Here is a 17,251-nt window from a genome sequence, read left to right on the forward strand (position 1 = left end):
GGATAATTAGGGCAGTGGCATGGTCCGAACTCCATGAGTGGTGAGCGCGTAGGGTTTCGCTTCAAGCACGCCGATGCGGTGGTCAAGCGCAATCCGCAGGGCCGTTCTCGTCGGGGTTGGGTGATGGAACCCGTCGAACAGACCACCAGCCGTGGCACCAAGATGCCGGCTTATCGCATCCGCTGGCGTGACAGCGAACGTCCTGAGATCGTTCTGCAGCACATGCTGATCGCCGATCCGGATCCGACACCTCCACCCGAGGGTGTGAGCCTGGAACCCCCGGCTCCCAAGGCCTGAGATACCTGGCCTGACCTTCAGGGGTCGAGGCCATGACGACGTCTCAGGTTCTTCAGCTCCTGTTCAGCCTCGAACAACGCCCAGTCCTTGTCCAGGTCGACTGGTCTGCTGGCTTTGGCTTCCTCGTCGCTGAGCCTTGCCAGCTGTTGATCCACCTCTGAGAAGCGGCGTCCCAGATCATCAAGGTCGCTCCAGAGATGGCGCCCCTGTTGCATCAAGCCGTCGAGATGGTTTGACGCCCGAGCAGCCAGGTCAGCGGCTCCAGCCCCCTTGGCCCGATTCATGCGGTCCCGCCAGGCCCGTACGTCTGCGGCGAGATCGAGCAGTTGTTGTCGCTGAACATCTGCTTCTGCTTGGAGCTGGATTCTTTGTCTCTTGAGGGCTTCAGCCCGATCCTTGAGGTGCTGGTCCTGGAACAGTCGCTCCTGATTGGGATTGCTGCGCAGAAATGCAGACAGCCGTGCATCGAGCTCTCGTTCCAGCTGGTCCAGCCAGCTCATGGTGTGTCGCCAGCTGGCGTTGTGATCACAGGCTTTTCGATTTCCTTGAGCAGCGGCTCAATCGCCCCGGTTTTTGAATTCAGGATCATCTGGGTGAGCTGGGCGGCTTTCACCTCTCCGACGTCGCCTTCAAGCTGACCAAGCCGATCGAAGGCTGCCAGATAAAGCGCTTCAAGCTCCCGGATCAGTTGTTCCCGTTGTGTCCTGATCGCTTCCCGCCGTTCGTCCTGTTTCATGACGCTTCGCGCTATCAACGTCAGTCTGCCGGCTCCAGCCAGTGAAGAGAGAAGCTGTCGTCGCAGTCATGCCAGCGCTGCTTGATGCACCAGCCCGATTGTGCGGCCAGATCGGCGGCGGCGGCGGGTGAGTATTTCACGCTGTGCTCAGTGATCATGCGCTCATTCGCCTGGAAAGTCCAGGTTTCACCCGCCAAGTCGATGGTCTGCTCACAAGCACTCACAAGGGCCATTTCGATGCGTTGCTCTGCGTCCTGCCACGTCGCTTGATATTGAAATTGCTGGGGATCGATCGTTCCCTGTAGATCCTTGTTGAGTCTGCAGAGCAGATTGCGGGCGAAGGCTGCCGACACTCCTGCGGCATCGTCGTAGGCGGCCTCAAGGGCGATGGGATCGCGGGGTTGATCGAGTCCCAGCAGTAGCGGCCCACCAGCCAGCAGCTGGCGGAATTGACGCAGCACCCGGACGGCGTCGTCATGCAGGAAATTGCCAAGAGAGCTGCCTGGGAAGAAGCCGATGCGGCGCTGCCCATTCAGGCGGGGATGGTCGGGAAGATCAGTGAGGCTGCTGTGGTCACAGCAGATCCCAACCATGGCGGTGCTGGGATGACTGGTCGCCAAACCCGCCAGGGACTGCTCAAGGGCTGATCGACTGATGTCGAGAGCGACGAATGCCGGTGGTTGGATCTTCGCCAGCAGCGGATCCACTTTCCTGGCGTTGCCGATGCCGAACTCCACCACCACCCCACTCCCTGCAGTGTTGGCAATGTCATCGGCATGCTTTTCAAGCAGAGCGATTTCAGTGCGGGTGAGGCTGTATTCCGGTTGCTCGCAGATCTGCGAGAACAGTCGCGATCCCTCGGCGTCGTAAAGCAGCCAGGCCGGCAGCTGACGCGGTTGATGCTGCAAGCCATCCCAGACCAGCTGCACCAGATCCGCCACGGCTGGTTGCAGATCAATGAGCTCGATGTTCATCGGGCCAGTCGCACTCCCGACGCCATCCATCGACTCGCCGGCGGGTAGAAGTTTCTGTACGTGTCCCGGGCATGGCCAGGGGAAGTGAGAAAGCAGCTGCCTCGCAGGACGAACTGAGAGCTCATGAATTTGCCGTTGTATTCACCGATTGCTCCGGCGGCTGGTCGAAAGCCTGGATACGGCCGATAGGGACTTGACGTCCACTGCCACAGATGGCCATGGGCCTGCGCCATCGCCTCACCGTGCCGCAACTTGGCGATTTCCCACTCTCCTTCGCTGGGAAGTCTGGCGCCGGCCCAGCGGGCAAAAGCATCGGCTTCAAACCAGCTCAGATGGCGCACCGGCGCATCAGGACGCAGGGGCTGCCGCCCCATCAGGGTGAATTCCTCCTGCCAGTCCCAGGAGTGGCCTTCGCCGCGCCAGTAGCACGGTGCTTCCCACCTCTGCTGTTGACGCTGACTCCAGCCTTCGCTCATCCACAGGTCTGCATGCTGATAACCGCCATCCGCCATGAAGGCCCTGTACTCGCCATTGGTCACCAGTCGGTTCTGCAGTGCGAAAGGCTCCAGCCAGAGGCGATGCCGGGGAGCTTCATTGTCGAAATGGAAGGCATCGCTTTCATAAACGCCTGGATGGCCGATCTCAACCAGTCCGCCATCGCAATTCAGCCACTGGGTGACACCTTCTGGCCTGAAGGCAACGAGATCTGACTTGGGTGCATAAACCGGTTCCAAAGGCTGTCGGCTGAACCCATCCAGGAGATCCATCAACAGCAGTTCCTGATGCTGCTGTTCGTGATGGAGACCGAGCTCCGCCACCTGCATCAGGTCTGGTCCAGCTGACTCGAACAGACGGGTGAGGCCTTCATCCACGCTAGATCGCCACTGCAGCACTTCATCGATCCCGGGACGACTCAGCAGACCCCGCTGGGGTCTGGGATGACGGGCTCCGACGGCTTCGTAATAGCTGTTGAACAGCACACTCCAACGCGGGTCACAGCGCTGATGGCAAGGGAGGTGGGGTTGCAGCAGAAAGGTTTCGAAGAACCAGTTGGTGTGGGCCAGATGCCATTTGGGTGGACTGGCATCCTCCATGCCCTGGAGTCCAAGATCCTCGGGTTGCAGTGGATCGATCAGCGACTCACTGCGCCGTCGCACCTCCAGCAGGGTGTTCAGCAGCAAGGGGCAGTTGATGTTCCGCGGACCCTAGTGGGGAGTGTCAACGAGCTGACCACCGGTACGATCACGGCGAAGCATTCGGTATTGCGTGAGCGAGTCCAGCGCCATGGCTCCGGGCACCGTGCTGAACGATCGTTACAGGCTGGAGTCTGGGCTCTCTGACCCCGATCCGGTTCAGGGCTGCCTCTGGCTTGGAAAGGATCTTTTGGCGGGTGAGATTCCCGTGGTGATCCGACAGCTTCTGTCAGCGGACACCACATCGAGATTCCAGCGCCACTGGCCCCTGCTGCAGTCGTTGCTGCACCCTCAGTTGCCACGCTTTGGTGAATTGCTGGAGGCGCAGGGAGCGTTCTGGGCGGTGAGGGATTGGCAGGACGGCAGCGGTTTCGATCAGATCCTCGAGCAGCGCCGTGAACGCCAGCTGGTGTTCGGTCCCGGCGAGGTGCTGCTACTCCTGCGTCAGATCCTGCCTGTGCTGGCTGTCCTGCATGGCCGCGGCGTTGTGCATGGCGATGTCAACCCCCGCAATCTGCTGCGCAGGCACAGCGATGGCTTGCCTGTGCTGTTGGACTTCGGCCTAGTGCAGGCCGATGGGGAAGCTCCTTTACCTGGAGCCTCGCCCGGTTATGCCCCGCGCGCCCAGGGGCGACAGGAATCCTGTGCTGCCTGGATGGATCTGCATGGGCTTGGGGTGACAGCGTTGGTGTTGCTGACAGGGCAAGCGCCGGAATCCCTCATCGCTGTTGATGCCAGCGATTGGTCCTGGCCGGACGGCCTTGATGTACACAGTGCTTTTCGCTCTGCGCTGGAGCGTTTGCTGAGCGAAGACCCGCAACACCGCTTCGCAGCGGCAACTGAGGTGCTTCAGGCCCTTGAGGCGGTGCCTATGCCGGACAGCACCGGACCGATCGCACGCTCGGATCGCACCGTTGTTTTGGCGCCGGCTGCACCGGATTTGCCAGATCTCAAGCCGGTCTTCACAGACCCTGCGGCGTCCTCTTCACCGGGCACAGCTTCGGCTCAACCACGCCGACTGAGTCGGGCTGAAGAGCGGGAGCAGGGCGCTGAGGGACGTCTCTGGCCGGTGGTCGCTGCTTTGGTCCTTTCAGCGCTGGTGGGAACGGCGATCGGTTGGTATTTGTTGTCGCGAGGCGCATCCAAAGGCACGGCGCCTTCCACCAGTCGCGATGTGGTGGGTCGTGCTCCCTCGGTGAGTCTTCCGCCGGCTGAAGTGGATGAGCGCCGGCAGTTGCTCAGCCGCTTGCGGGCGTTGCAGGTTGATCGCAGCTGGTTCCTCAAGCTCGTGGACAGCAGCCTGCTCAGCCGGTTCCCCGAACGGGGAGGCCGGTTGCCCAGTGATTCCCTGGAGGATGCCCCTCTCCGCCGCGTCTGGAATGACCTGGCCGAAGAGTGGCTCGCCAGAATTGAGCAGCTGCCACCTGGCCTCCGATCCAAGCTGGGACAGCTGAACGACGCCGACTGGCGTCAGCAGCAGCAGGTGCTCGAGAAACAGGGCGTTCATCCCCGTGTTGTGGAGCAGCTGGTCAGCGCTGCTGCGCGCAATCTGCTTCCCGGGGATTCCCAGGGTCGTAAGCCGCCGGAGCCGTACCGCCAGCTCTGGTATGCCGCAGCGGTTCAAAGCCTGGCTGACGTCAAGATTGAGACGCTGGTCGCCAAGCCCAGGCAGGCCACCAACCTGTCGTTACGTATCCCAGCTGGTGGCGCTCGTCTGATCGCTGTCGCTGTCCCAAGCGGGTATGGGCTGGTGATGGGGATCAATGGCACGCCGTTGATGCAGATGACCATCTACGGCTCTGAAGGGCAGGTGGAAACAGAGCGTGGTCCCCTGCGGGTGGTGACGCTGCCTGCGGAGATGAGCTCTCCGGTTCAGGTCCTGGTGACGAACGAGGGCGTTGCGTCCGGTCTGCTCACCTTGTCCTGCCGTGCGGACCAACCCAAGCGTCCTGTCACTCCGGCTCCTGTCAGGCCCGAGCTGAGGCCGCCGTTGCCGAACCCGATTCGCGAGCCAGATCCTGCGCTTGGTCCTGACCTCGAGATCCCGACCGAACCAGTGCCGGATTCAGCGACAGGTGCTCCGATGCAGCCGGAGCCGCTGGCACCTACCGAACAACAGCCCTCCATGGAAAGGCCCTCCATCGAGGTACCCCTGGTTCCGGATGATGAAACTTAGTAGCGAGCGATCGCTGCCTTCACTTCCTTTCTCACCTGTTTTTCCTTCTCTGCAGCTCTCTTGTCGTGCAGCTTGCGACCTTTGCCCAATCCAATGGTGATCTTGATCCAGGACCCCTTGAGGTGAAGGTTGAGTGGAATCAGCGCCAGTCCCTTCTGATCAAGCTGACCCCGCATCTTGTCGATTTCCCGGCGATGGGCCAGCAGTTTTCGGGTGCGTAGTGGGTCGTGATTGAAATAGCTGCCGGCATGGCTGTGGGGAGAGATGTGCACGTTCATGAGTTGCAGCTCTCCGTTCCGGATCAGGCAGAAACCATCCCGGAGATTGGCTTTGCCGGCCCGGATGGATTTCACCTCAGTACCGACCAACTCGATTCCTGTTTCCAGTGTTTCGAGAATCTCGTACTGGTGGCGGGCCTGCCTGTTGTCCGCCAGAAGCCGATTGGCCGCAGCCCGTGCCGCCGCTGCGGCCTTTTTTCCTCCTTTCGCCATGGCGCTGTCTGCCTTCCCCGACCCTATCTAGTTCTGGGCAAATTGCCCGCATAGAGGTTGTCTCCTCCAGTTCCGCTTGCAAGCCTTCACGCCGCCCTGCAGCGTTGGAGCTTTGTTTGCCTTTTGCATCAACGGTATACTGTTGATGCAAATTAATTTATTTAGAGCCAAGGGAGATGTTGTGCAAAAGCGCGGTCCTTTGCGTCTGGCCTGGATTGCGGAAGAGGGGGCTCGCCCTTGCAGGTGATGGTCACCAACGAGGAGGTCACATCATCTCTGTTTACACTGTCCTGCCGAGCCGATAATCCTCGTCACTTCAAGCTGGATGTTGACTTGAATGCGCTGCAGGATTTGGTAACTTGGGAGGTTGCTTCTATAATTTAGGGTGGTTAATTGTTCAGTAATTTTGATACTATTCGAAAGATTTAATGAGTTTCAATTGAGTAGTCAGATTTTCTCTGGCTCAGATAAATTGTTAATAAAAGCCTTTCTCAAGCATCTCAAGGGCTTTGGTCCACGACAGAAGGTTGTTTTCTGGTTTAAAGCGTTCTAGAAAGGCTGGCCTTAATATCTCATATTTACGGCATAATCTTTTATTCTCTTGAACAGCTTTTTGTAAAAGTAGTGAGAAATCTTTACCAATTAAACACACTTTATTTAGTTCCATATATGAATCCATAGGACTTGCTATAGAAATACATCCATGCTGAATCGAGTCTGTGAGTCTGTTATGGCTGACTCCATTTTTAAGAGGATCTTTTGGATTAGAGGGTATAAGTGAGATGTGGGAATTGCCAAGTTCTTTGACAAGTTGCTCTGGTTGTCTGTTCGCGTCCCAGGGAACAAATCGCAGAGTCCAGTGTTTTGATTGAGGTAAGCTTTTTGTCATTTGGTATTTGAATGCATTTAAGGCATTAGTAGACGCCAATACTGTGAGGACATAATTCATGTTTGCGTTTGAATTTTTTGTTAGTGGGGGCAGGATGTCTTGTAGGTATTCAATATTCTTATCGTTTCCAAACCAGATGAGTCTGCAAATCTGATTGGGCAGTAGCCTTTTGAAAGGCTGTTCTTCGAATAGTTGTGGATCTGTGATTGTAATTACTCTTGTTTGTGAAGCAACTCTTTTGAGAGCATGTTCCTTCATTTTTTTTGACGGTGTAATTACTAGATCAGATAAATAGAGTAAGTTTTTATACATTTCTCCGCCTTGATCCGCGTATTCGCAGATATTGTCTGAGTACATGCAGGCTATTTTTGCTCCCTTTCTTTTGATGTTAAGGACAACATTTAAATGAAATTGGCAAAACTGATCACCGTTTTCTGTTGTCTTGTCGTGTCGCATCTTGCCGATAAAGCATATATCTGGCTGACTAATTTTCTCTATTTCTTTAAATGTATATCTTATATTATAAGAGAGAACTTGCAGATCGTAACCATTTTTTTTGAGGCATTTCATGAGTGGAAGTGTCTGCAGCCTGTCGCTCGCTAGTGTTGTTCTACCCTTCCAAATCGCGTCGGTAATGTCTCGATGCACTCCTGTGCAAGGTATTAAAATAAGTGCTTTCTTATTCATGAATATATTGTTAATTTATCGCTTTAATGTCACTATAACTTTCACCTGACTGTTTTTCTTTTGCGGTTGCGCGTTTGTCAAGCAACTTCCGGCCTTGGTCTAGGCTATTCGTGATTTTGATCCACGACCCTTTGAGATGAAGATTGAGCGGGATCAGCGCCAGACCTTTCTGATCGAGTTGGCCACATAGCTTGTCGATTTCGCGGCGATGGGCCAGCAGTTTTCGGGTGCGTAGTGGGTCGTCATTGAAATAGCTGCCGGCATGGCTGTGGGGAGAGATGTGCACGTTCATGAGTTGCAGCTCTCCGTTCCGGATCAGGCAGAAACCATCCCGGAGATTGGCTTTACCGGCCCGGATGGATTTCACCTCAGTGCCGACCAACTCGATTCCTGTTTCCAGTGTTTCGAGAATCTCGTTCTGGTGGCGGGCCTGCCTGTTGTCCGCCAGAAGCCGATTGGCCGCAGCCCGTGCCGCCGCTGCGGCCTTTTTTCCTCCTTTCGCCATGGCGCTGTCTGCCTTCCCCGACCCTATCCAGGTCTCGGTACCCTGCTTGCATGGCGATTGTCTCCTCCAGCGCAGATCGCAGTCGTCCGTCAATGGAGCGCCCCTCGAATGAGGTGCTCAATTCCTCTCCCACGCCCGACGAGGTTGGCTCCAGGCCTGATGACGGACTGCGTCCGCGCCGCCTGGACGACTACATCGGACAATCAGAACTGAAGCAGGTTCTTGGGATTGCTGTACAGGCGTCGAGCGCTCGCGGTGATGCCCTCGATCACGTCTTGCTGTACGGGCCCCCTGGCCTGGGCAAAACCACCATGGCTCTGGTGCTGGCTGAGGAGCTTGGGGTCTCCTGCAGGATCACCAGTGCTCCGGCACTGGAGCGCCCGAGGGACATTGTCGGGCTGCTGGTGAATCTGCAGCCAAGGGAGCTGCTGTTCATCGATGAAATCCACCGCCTCACAAGGGTTGCCGAAGAGCTTCTCTACCCGGCGATGGAAGACCGCCGCCTGGATCTCACGGTTGGCAAGGGCAGTACAGCCCGCACGCGATCACTGGAGCTCCCCCCGTTCACGTTGGTGGGCGCTACGACCCGCGCCGGTTCACTCAGCTCGCCACTGCGCGATCGCTTTGGCTTGATCCAGCGACTGGAGTTTTACGAACAAGCCGATCTCGAGGCGATCGTGGCGCGAACCGCCGGTTTGCTGGGGGTCTCACTGACGAGTTCTGCCTGTTCCAGACTTGCCGGATGCAGTCGAGGTACTCCACGGATCGCCAACCGTTTGCTGCGACGGGTCCGGGACGTGGCCAGCGTTCAGGGTTCCCAGGAAGCGATCGACGAGGCACTCGTGGCCCAGGCCTTGAGCCTGCATCGTGTCGATCATCGAGGCCTTGATGCCAGCGACCGGCGCCTGCTCACGTTGTTGATTGATCAGCATGGAGGTGGGCCCGTCGGCCTGGAGACGCTGGCGGCCGCTCTGGGTGAAGACGCCTCCACCCTGGAGTCCGTTGTGGAACCGTTCCTGCTGCAGCAGGGCCTGCTGATGCGCACACCCCGTGGACGCATGGTCACCGATGCAGCGCGCGCCCATCTCGATGGAGCAGAGGCGGCATGATCCGTTTGGCTCTCGCGTTGACACTGCTTTTGCAGTTTCTTTTGCCGCCTTCAGTGTTGGCGGAGACCTATCGGTCGCTCTACGACCAGGCACTGATGGCCAGCCAGGCCGGAGACTTCGCCCGGGCTTTGCCGCTCTGGGATCAGCTGCTCGATCTCGAGCCCAGGGATGCAGCTGCTCTGAGCAATCGAGGAAACGTGCGCCTGGCTCTCGGCGATCCCGATGGAGCGATAGAAGATCAGTCCCGCGCCATCGCATTGGCTCCCGCTGAAATCGACCCCCATCTCAATCGGGGGACGGCTGAGGAGGCCCTCCAGGACTGGTCAGCGGCGGCCAATGACTATCTCTGGATCCTGGAGCGGGATCCAGAGGACCCATCTGCTCTCTACAACCTCGGCAATGTGCGGGGATCTGAGCAGGACTGGACGTCTGCCCGTCAGCTGTTCGGCGAAGCCTTCAGTGTGCGGCCGGGATTTGCCATGGCCCGCTCCAGTGAAGCCCTGGCAGCCTGGCAGGAGGGTGATCTGGGATGGGCGGAGGCCGAACTGCGCAAGTTGATTCGCCGTTACCCGATGTTTGCCGATGCCCGCGCTGCACTCAGCGGCCTGCTGTGGCGACAGGGTTCCTCCGGAGAGGCGGAAAGTCACTGGGCCGCCGCTGCAGGGCTCGACCAGCGATACCGGCAACTCGACTGGTTGCTCGAGATTCGCCGCTGGCCCCCACAGCCTGCCGCCGATCTGATGGCCTTTCTGGCTCTCGAGGAGCGATGAGTCATCACGAGCTGCTGGATCGGGACCTGACGCAGCTGATTGAGTTGCGGCGTCATCTGCATGCTCATCCTGAGCTCAGCGGCCAGGAGCATCAAACGGCGGCGCTGATCGCCGGCGAGTTGCGTGATCTGGGATGGCAGGTGCAGGAAGGGGTTGGACGAACCGGTGTTCTGGCCGAACTCGGACCCAGCTCTGCTCCCCTGGTTGGTCTGCGCGTGGATATGGACGCACTGCCGGTGGAAGAACGCACGGGTCTTGCGTTCGCCTCCAAACAGCAGGGGGTCATGCATGCCTGCGGACACGACATCCATACCTGCATTGGTCTCGGCGTGGCGCGCATGCTGGCAGCGGAGTCCGCTTTGCAGGCACGGGTCAGGCTTTTGTTTCAGCCAGCAGAGGAGCTGGCAAAGGGCGCCATCTGGATGCGGGATGCCGGTGCCACCGAGGGACTGCAAGCCCTGTTCGGAGTTCACGTGGTGCCGGATCTGCCTGCCGGAACCGTGGGTGTGCGCAGTGGTTGCCTGACCGCAGCCGCCGGTGAGTTGGAGATCACCGTGAACGGTGTTGGCGGCCATGGGGCTCGACCCCATCAGTCCGTTGATGCGATCTGGTTGGCTGCCAGGGTGGTCACGGAGTTGCAGCAATGCATCTCGCGACGGCTAAATGCTCTCCAGCCAGTGGTGATCAGCTTCGGGAAGATTGAAGGTGGCAAGGCCTTCAACGTGATTGCTGATCAGGTGCGTCTTCTCGGTACGGTGCGCTGCCTTGATGTGGAGCAACATCAGCAGTTGCCCCAGTGGATCGAACAAACCGTGGAAGAGATCTGCCGCAGTGGCGGTGGCCAGGCGCAGGTTCGCTATCGATGCATTGCTCCCCCCGTCTGGAATGACGTTGCGCTGACGTCCCTGCTGGAAACCGCTGCGGTGGGTTGTCTGGGTCGCGAGTCTGTCCTTCCCGTGGACCTTCCGTCCTTGGGTGCTGAGGATTTCGCGGAATTGCTGAGGGATGTGCCCGGCACGATGATGCGTCTGGGTGTCGCGGGGCCACAGGGATGTGCGCCGCTTCACAACGGTGCCTTTGATCCTGATGAACGGGCCCTTGGCGTTGGCGTCCGCGTGCTCACCGCAACGCTGCTGGCCTGGATGGAGCGGGGGGTGAACGGATGAGGCGGACCGTCACCATCTGGTTGTCCTTCGGGGCGCCGCTGATGATTCTGTTGGCGGTGCTGGCCAGTCAGCAACGTCAGGGCAATGACCGGGTGCAGGCTCTGCCGGCAGTTCTGGTGGGATCAGGCCTGATCATCAGCAGCGCCGTCGGCCGCCGCCGACGTCGCGGCAAGCTGCTCAGTGCTCTGCTCAGCAGCCGGGCTCAGCCGGATTGATTCATGACCCAGACCCCTGATTCACAACAACCTGATCCGCAACAGCCAGATCTCGAGGCCCTGCGCGAGGCGATTGCCAGTGGCGATCCTGTGCGGGCGATGCCGGCCCTGACCCAGCTGCGCTTCTGCACGGAAGAGGATGCTGTTCCTCTGCTGGTGCTTGGCACTCAGCAGCAGCCGTTCCTGGTGCGATCCCTGAGCTGCAGCGGACTGGGTTACAAGCGCAATGAGGAGGGCTGGCAGGTTCTCACCCGACTGGTTAAGGGGGATTCCGACCCCAATGTGCGTGCCGAGGCGGCCAACGCGATGGTGAGTTACGGCGTCCAACGTTCCTGGGAATTGCTCAAAGATGCGTTTACAGCCGATCAGGCCTGGTTGGTGCGCTGCAGCATTCTGTCCGCCTTGGCAGAGCAACCCGACATTGATCCAACCTGGTTGTTGGAGTTGTCCCGTCATGCCATCGACGATGGCGACGGCACGGTCCGGGTCAGCGGTGCCGAGATCTTGGCGCGTCTGGTCCGTGAGCAGCCGGCGGATGGACTTGGCGGCACAGCTCGCAGCTTGCTGCAGCCCCTGCAGCAGGACGTTGATCACCGTGTGGTGGCGGCCGCCTTAAACGGTTTGCAAGGCGGCTGAAGGTTCGATTCTCCAAACGTTGCTAGTACTTCGACATCACTAGGGGTGCCTAAGCGTTTCACGACGCCGACAGGCTGAGATCACACCCTCTGAACCTGATCCCGGGTCATGCCGGCGAAGGGAAGTGACCAGCGTGATCGAACCGGCTTCTGCCGACTCCTGACTTTCCACCGCACTTTTGATCATGCGTGCTTCTTGGGTTGAGACCCGCAAGGGCCAGGCCAACGTGTCTCAAATGCATTTCGCCCGGAAGGGCGAGGTCACTGAGGAGATGACTCATGTGGCCAAACGCGAGAACCTGCCTGAGTCCCTGGTGATGGAGGAGGTGGCCCGGGGCCGCATGATCATCCCGGCCAACATCAATCACACCAACCTGGAGCCGATGGCGATCGGCATCGCCAGCAAATGCAAGGTGAACGCCAACATCGGAGCTTCGCCCAACGCCTCCGATGCAGCTGAGGAGGTGAACAAATTGAAGCTGGCGGTGAAGTACGGCGCCGACACGGTGATGGATCTCTCCACCGGGGGCGTGAACCTGGATGAGGTTCGGACAGCAATCATCGATGCGTCTCCGGTGCCGATCGGTACGGTGCCCGTCTATCAGGCCCTTGAGAGCGTCCATGGCTCAATCGAAAAGCTCGATGAGGATGACTTCCTCCACATCATCGAGAAGCACTGCCAGCAGGGCGTTGATTACCAGACCATCCACGCCGGTCTGCTGATCGAGCACCTGCCCAAGGTGAAGGGCCGCATCACCGGCATCGTCAGCCGAGGCGGCGGCATCCTGGCCCAGTGGATGCTTTACCACCACCGTCAGAATCCGCTCTTCACCCGTTTCGACGACATCTGTGAGATTTTCAAGCGCTACGACTGCACGTTCTCGCTGGGTGACTCGTTGCGTCCCGGTTGCCAACATGACGCCTCGGATGCTGCGCAGCTGGCCGAATTGCACACCCTGGGTGAGCTGACCCGCCGGGCCTGGAAGCATGACGTGCAGGTGATGGTCGAAGGTCCTGGCCATGTGCCGCTGGACCAGATCGAATTCAACGTGAGGAAACAGATGGAGGAGTGCAATGAAGCGCCCTTCTATGTGCTCGGCCCCCTGGTGACTGACATTGCTCCCGGTTATGACCACATCACCTCAGCCATTGGTGCGGCCATGGCCGGCTGGCACGGCACGGCCATGCTCTGCTATGTGACGCCGAAGGAGCACCTTGGCCTTCCCAATGCCGAGGATGTTCGTGAGGGTCTGATCGCTTACAAGATTGCTGCCCATGCGGCCGACATTGCCCGCCATCGCCCTGGAGCTCGCGATCGTGATGACGAACTCAGCCGGGCTCGCTACGCCTTCGACTGGAACAAGCAGTTCGAGTTGTCGCTCGATCCAGAGCGGGCCAAGCAGTATCACGACGAAACCCTGCCGGCCGATATCTACAAACAGGCCGAATTCTGCTCCATGTGTGGACCGAAGCACTGCCCGATGCAGACCAAGATCACGGATCAAGATCTCGATGGAATAGAAGAAGTATTAAAATCTAAAGATACAAAACACTTTGCTTCAAATCCAATTTTAATGAAATAAACTATATTTTAGGATTCTTGAGTCGATGAGTATGCTTGATTGCTTTTTCAGCGTTGCGTTAAACATATTTTTGTACGATGACTGAAATAGGTGTTTATCATGGCGATGAGGAGTGGGTTCTCAAGGGAATAGCCCAGGACCTCGCAAATTCACTTGAGAAAGTTAAATCTATTTCTGTCTTAAGGACTGATCAAGTATTTAAGGGCAAGAGGCTTGATGCCGAATATCATATATTTGTTCAACAGGGTCAGCTAAATAAGAATTGTCTAAATAAAAAAGAAAATGTACCTGACGGTACTATTTGTCTCTTTACGCATCTTGATATCACTAATTTTAGGCCAGATATATTGAGCAAGTGTAAGGCTGTGATATTTAATTCTTCTATTCAGCTTTCAATGGCTATAGCGAATGGCTACAATCCGAAGAATGCTTATTTAAAACCACATGCTGTAAATCCTAAATTTCATCGTATAATGAAATTTGATAGCCCGGATATGTTGCATATTATTGAACAACTAAGACAATCTGGATGTAATTTAGAAAGCCGCTCATCTGTTGGATTTTGTGGTCGTTATTGGAGTAAAGCTACATATACTAGGCGCAAAAATTACTCAAAAATTAAGAAAGTTGTTTATGAATTAGCAGATTTAAAAATACCTGTTGTGATACTTGGCCCAGGATGGGAAAAGCTTATTACCCAAAAAAGTCCTTTTATTTTTCTTATAAATTCAAGTTACAAGTATTACCCTGTATTTTATAATTTGATGAGAATTTTTGTTTCATTGTCGGTACATGAAGGTGGCCCGCTTCCCATATTGGAGTCAATGTGCTGCGGCGCTTATCCAATTGTTACGAATACAGGTTTTTCTTTGGATGTTTTGAGAGATCAAAGTGATGGAATTATATTAGACCCCTTTAAGCCTTCAAGTTTTTATACTGAGGTGATAAAAAGCCAATTTTATTCTGATCACTGGAACATTTATGCCATCCGAAAGCAAGCTTCTCAATATAGTTTTGATGCTCTTGCAGCTCTAATAGTAAAAATTTGCAATTTAAAATAGAAATAGATTTTTCGATGTACCTTGAACATTATATGATTTCAACATATTCTTATTCTTTTATTGCTATGAGCTTAAACTTTTGCTTGCTTGCCACGTCTTTCAATAAGTATGCATATGATTCTAGCTTGCTACGGTCAAAAGAACCGAACAAGTTTTCTATATGGCTGATGCATTTTGGATCTATCTCGCATGAATATTCCTTCATTTCAAAATCAACATCATACATAAAAGCTAGTGGAGATGAAGTACTATTTTTGCTTATATCCTTTGTGCACGCTTTTTTGCTCAATAGTCTTAGTCCCTCTGGATGTATCGCTTTTTGGTGAGTAAAGTCTATAATTTGCCAACGATGCGTAGGGTGAGGGCATTCAACGTGGATAACAGCTTTATGTTGGCATATTCTATAAATTTCTTGGATTATTCCGAAGAAGATTTCTGGATCAGCTGGTAGATGTTCGAAGACTGATTTCATAATTATCTCTCTTACTGAGCAATCTTTGAATGGATAAGGAATATTTTTTAAGTCTAAAAGAAGATCAGGATTGCAGTGACTGCTAGAGTCAATATTTATGTAACCAGTCTTTTTCTTATTCCCACATCCTAAATTAAGCTTTAGATTTTTTGAAAATACTTCAGGTAACATAGAAATTTTCTGCTCCTGCATTTGTCAGAAGTGCATAAGTAAGGACTTGCATCTGTAAATATTATTCATGAAAGTAACGACTTGGATTTTGCAAGCACATTCTCAACTGTAAATCCAAACTCCTTCAAACAAGTGCCGCCTGGGGCGGAAGCTCCGAAGCGGTTCATGGTGACGCTGTCGCCATCGAGGCCGATGAAACGGTGCCAACCGAAGGATTCAGCGGCTTCCACGACGATGCGCTTGCGGACGGCGCTGGGCAGGACCTCCTCTTTGTAGGCATCGCTCTGTTCGTCGAAGAGTTCTACGCAGGGCATGGAAACAACGCGTACATTCTTGCCGTCAGCGCTGAGTTGTTTGGCGGCCTGAACACACAGGTCGAGTTCGGTGCCGGTGCCGATCAGAATCAGATCCGGGGTCCCATCGCAGTCCTCAAGGATGTAGCCGCCGAGTGCGACTTTGTCGATGGAGGAGTTGGCCTGGTTGGCCATGCCCTGGCGGCTGAGGCAGAGGGCGCTGGGGCGCTTGCGGTTTTCGATCGCCAGCTTGTAGGCGCCGCTGGTCTCATTGCAGTCGCCAGGGCGGAACACCAGCATCCCGGGCATGGCGCGCAGGGAGGGGATGGTTTCGATCGGTTGGTGGGTTGGGCCGTCTTCTCCCACGCCGATGGAGTCGTGGGTGAGCACGTAGATCACACCCAGTTCGCTGAGTGCGGAGAGCCGCATCGAACCGCGCATGTAGTCGGCAAAGACCAGGAAAGTGCCGCCGTAGGGGATCAGGCCGCTGTCGTGATACGCGATGCCGTTGAGGATGGCGGCCATGGCATGTTCGCGCACGCCGAAGTGCAGGTAGCGCTTCTCAGGGGTTTCAGGCTGGTAAGAGCCGGTTTCCCCCTTGATGTCCGTGTAATTGGAGTGGGTGAGGTCGGCGGAGCCACCGATCAGTTCGGGCAGGTTCGGCCCAAGAGCCCCCAGGCAGATCTGGGAATGCTTACGGGTTGCCAGACCCTTCTCTTCAGGGCCGGCGGTGGGTAGATCCTTGTCCCATCCCTGAGGAAGTTCGCCGCGCAGCATGCGCTCGAACTCGGCGGCTTCGCTGGGGTATTTGGTGCGGTAAGCGGCCAGGGCCTGGTTCCATTCGGCCTCGAGGCTGGCGCCACGGTCAATCGCCTGGCGGTACTGGTCGTAGGCCTCCTGAGGCACTTCAAAGGGGGCATAACTCCAACCCAGTTGCTTGCGGGTCAACTCGGCTTCTTCTTCTCCAAGAGGAGCGCCATGAACGCCAGCGGTATCGCCTTTGTTGGGGGAGCCGTAACCGATCGTGGTGGTGACTTTGATGATCGATGGCTTATCGGTGACTGCCTTGGCGGCTTCGATCGCTTTGGCGATGGCATCGACATCCGTGTTGCCATCTGCGACGTGCTGCACGTGCCATCCGTAGGCCTCATAGCGCTTCAGCACGTCCTCGGTGAAGGACACGTCTGTGCGGCCGTCGATGGTGATGTGATTGTCGTCATAGAGGGCAATCAGCTTGCCAAGTTTCAAGTGGCCGGCCAGGGAGCACGCCTCGGACGCGATGCCCTCCTGGTTGCAGCCATCACCCATCACCACATAGGTGTAGTGATCAACGACCTTGGCGTCGTCCTTGTTGAACTTGGCCGCCATGTGGGATTCGGCGATGGCCAGACCCACCGCATTGGAGATTCCGGCACCGAGGGGGCCGGTGGTCACCTCAACACCGGGCGTTTCAAAGGTTTCCGGGTGACCCGGGGTCTTCGAGCCCCACTGCCGGAACTGCTTGATGTCCTCGATCGTCACCGAGTCGTAGCCGGTGAGGTGCAGCAGCGCATAAATCAGCATGCAGCCGTGACCAGCCGACAGCACGAAGCGGTCGCGGTTGAACCACTTGGGGTTCTTGGGGTTGTGCTTGAGGAACTTGTCCCACAGGGTGTAGCCCATCGGAGCACAACCCATCGGCAGACCGGGGTGGCCGCTCTTTGACTTGTTGACCGCATCAACCGCCAGGAAGCGGATGCTGTTGATGCAGAGCGTGTCGAGAGAAGCGGGAGCGGCGACCATGGTTCTGGGGAAATTGCGTAAGAGTTTGACTGATGGCGGCAGAGCC

At 56.4% G+C, this 17,251-nt stretch carries 18 protein-coding genes and 1 riboswitch; of the genes, 9 read left to right on the top strand and 9 right to left on the bottom strand.

Features of this window, described 5'->3' with window-relative positions; translation table 11 throughout:
• The first annotated feature begins 33 nt into the window (after positions 1 to 33).
• Positions 34 to 297 (top strand): hypothetical protein, encoded by a 264-nt coding sequence (locus SYN9616_RS0112405; RefSeq protein ID WP_006851112.1) that lies wholly within the window; start codon positions 34 to 36, stop codon positions 295 to 297.
• A gap of 17 nt (positions 298 to 314) precedes the next feature.
• Here the strand turns inward: SYN9616_RS0112405 and SYN9616_RS0112410 are convergent, their stop codons facing one another.
• From SYN9616_RS0112410 to egtB, 4 genes are read right to left on the bottom strand one after another with little or no spacing between them, the layout of a single operon-like run.
• The gene (locus SYN9616_RS0112410) at positions 315 to 797 is read right to left on the bottom strand and encodes a hercynine metabolism protein (protein ID WP_028953372.1); all 483 of its coding nucleotides are present in this window, start codon (positions 795 to 797) and stop codon (positions 315 to 317) included.
• The gene (locus tag SYN9616_RS0112415; RefSeq protein ID WP_028953373.1) at positions 794 to 1,033 is read right to left on the bottom strand and encodes a hercynine metabolism small protein; all 240 of its coding nucleotides are present in this window, start codon (positions 1,031 to 1,033) and stop codon (positions 794 to 796) included. The genes SYN9616_RS0112410 and SYN9616_RS0112415 overlap by 4 nt, the downstream gene beginning before the upstream one ends.
• A 20-nt stretch (positions 1,034 to 1,053) precedes the next feature.
• Positions 1,054 to 2,007 carry an L-histidine N(alpha)-methyltransferase gene (gene egtD, locus SYN9616_RS0112420; protein WP_028953374.1) on the bottom strand — a complete coding sequence of 318 codons (954 nt, stop codon included), beginning with the start codon at positions 2,005 to 2,007 and terminating at the stop codon, positions 1,054 to 1,056.
• Positions 2,004 to 3,188 carry an ergothioneine biosynthesis protein EgtB gene (gene egtB / locus SYN9616_RS0112425; RefSeq protein WP_028953375.1) on the bottom strand — a complete coding sequence of 395 codons (1,185 nt, stop codon included), beginning with the start codon at positions 3,186 to 3,188 and terminating at the stop codon, positions 2,004 to 2,006. The genes egtD and egtB overlap by 4 nt, the downstream gene beginning before the upstream one ends.
• Before the next feature lie 103 nt (positions 3,189 to 3,291).
• On the opposite strand from egtB, the gene SYN9616_RS15830 reads away from it, so the two are divergent.
• The gene (locus tag SYN9616_RS15830) at positions 3,292 to 5,376 is read left to right on the top strand and encodes a protein kinase (protein WP_037991027.1); all 2,085 of its coding nucleotides are present in this window, start codon (positions 3,292 to 3,294) and stop codon (positions 5,374 to 5,376) included.
• Here the strand turns inward: SYN9616_RS15830 and smpB (SYN9616_RS0112435) are convergent.
• From smpB (SYN9616_RS0112435) to smpB (SYN9616_RS0112445), 3 genes are all read right to left on the bottom strand, one after another.
• On the bottom strand, positions 5,373 to 5,867 hold the full coding sequence (smpB, locus tag SYN9616_RS0112435; protein ID WP_028953376.1) for an SsrA-binding protein SmpB: 495 nt from the start codon (positions 5,865 to 5,867) through the stop codon (positions 5,373 to 5,375). The genes SYN9616_RS15830 and smpB (SYN9616_RS0112435) overlap by 4 nt on opposite strands.
• A gap of 475 nt (positions 5,868 to 6,342) precedes the next feature.
• On the bottom strand, positions 6,343 to 7,326 hold the full coding sequence (locus tag SYN9616_RS0112440) for a hypothetical protein (protein ID WP_156918818.1): 984 nt from the start codon (positions 7,324 to 7,326) through the stop codon (positions 6,343 to 6,345).
• A gap of 127 nt (positions 7,327 to 7,453) precedes the next feature.
• Positions 7,454 to 7,948, bottom strand: coding sequence for an SsrA-binding protein SmpB (smpB, locus tag SYN9616_RS0112445; RefSeq protein WP_028953378.1), 495 nt, complete (start codon positions 7,946 to 7,948; stop codon positions 7,454 to 7,456).
• Positions 7,949 to 7,998: 50 nt separating this feature from the next.
• On the opposite strand from smpB (SYN9616_RS0112445), the gene ruvB reads away from it, so the two are divergent.
• The 7 genes from ruvB (at position 7,999) to SYN9616_RS16695 (ending at position 14,487) form a co-directional block, all read left to right on the top strand.
• Positions 7,999 to 9,057 carry a Holliday junction branch migration DNA helicase RuvB gene (gene ruvB / locus SYN9616_RS0112450; protein WP_028953379.1) on the top strand — a complete coding sequence of 353 codons (1,059 nt, stop codon included), beginning with the start codon at positions 7,999 to 8,001 and terminating at the stop codon, positions 9,055 to 9,057.
• Positions 9,054 to 9,827: a tetratricopeptide repeat protein gene (locus SYN9616_RS0112455; RefSeq protein ID WP_037991029.1), complete on the top strand. Its 774-nt coding sequence runs from the start codon at positions 9,054 to 9,056 to the stop codon at positions 9,825 to 9,827. Before ruvB ends, SYN9616_RS0112455 begins: the two co-directional genes overlap by 4 nt.
• A complete protein-coding gene (locus tag SYN9616_RS0112460) occupies positions 9,824 to 10,993 on the top strand; it encodes an amidohydrolase (RefSeq protein WP_028953381.1) in 1,170 nt (389 codons plus the stop codon). Before SYN9616_RS0112455 ends, SYN9616_RS0112460 begins: the two co-directional genes overlap by 4 nt.
• Positions 10,990 to 11,208, top strand: coding sequence for a DUF3188 domain-containing protein (locus tag SYN9616_RS0112465; protein WP_028953382.1), 219 nt, complete (start codon positions 10,990 to 10,992; stop codon positions 11,206 to 11,208). The genes SYN9616_RS0112460 and SYN9616_RS0112465 overlap by 4 nt, the downstream gene beginning before the upstream one ends.
• A 3-nt stretch (positions 11,209 to 11,211) precedes the next feature.
• On the top strand, positions 11,212 to 11,844 hold the full coding sequence (locus SYN9616_RS0112470; protein WP_028953383.1) for a HEAT repeat domain-containing protein: 633 nt from the start codon (positions 11,212 to 11,214) through the stop codon (positions 11,842 to 11,844).
• Between the two features lie 31 nt (positions 11,845 to 11,875).
• Positions 11,876 to 11,984, top strand: a riboswitch (TPP riboswitch).
• Positions 11,985 to 12,028: 44 nt separating this feature from the next.
• Entirely contained in the window at positions 12,029 to 13,426 is a 1,398-nt protein-coding gene (gene thiC / locus SYN9616_RS15835; protein WP_051411042.1) for a phosphomethylpyrimidine synthase ThiC, read from the top strand.
• A gap of 77 nt (positions 13,427 to 13,503) precedes the next feature.
• On the top strand, positions 13,504 to 14,487 hold the full coding sequence (locus tag SYN9616_RS16695) for a glycosyltransferase (RefSeq protein ID WP_071991477.1): 984 nt from the start codon (positions 13,504 to 13,506) through the stop codon (positions 14,485 to 14,487).
• 49 nt (positions 14,488 to 14,536) lie between these two features.
• Here the strand turns inward: SYN9616_RS16695 and SYN9616_RS17460 are convergent, their stop codons facing one another.
• Both SYN9616_RS17460 and tkt read right to left on the bottom strand, forming a co-directional pair.
• A complete protein-coding gene (locus tag SYN9616_RS17460) occupies positions 14,537 to 15,151 on the bottom strand; it encodes a hypothetical protein (RefSeq protein ID WP_156918820.1) in 615 nt (204 codons plus the stop codon).
• Positions 15,152 to 15,195: 44 nt separating this feature from the next.
• Positions 15,196 to 17,205 carry a transketolase gene (tkt, locus tag SYN9616_RS0112485; protein WP_028953384.1) on the bottom strand — a complete coding sequence of 670 codons (2,010 nt, stop codon included), beginning with the start codon at positions 17,203 to 17,205 and terminating at the stop codon, positions 15,196 to 15,198.
• Positions 17,206 to 17,251: the final 46 nt, after the last annotated feature.

It is taken from the genome of Synechococcus sp. CC9616 (genome assembly GCF_000515235.1).
Taxonomy (GTDB): Bacteria; Cyanobacteriota; Cyanobacteriia; order PCC-6307; family Cyanobiaceae; genus Parasynechococcus.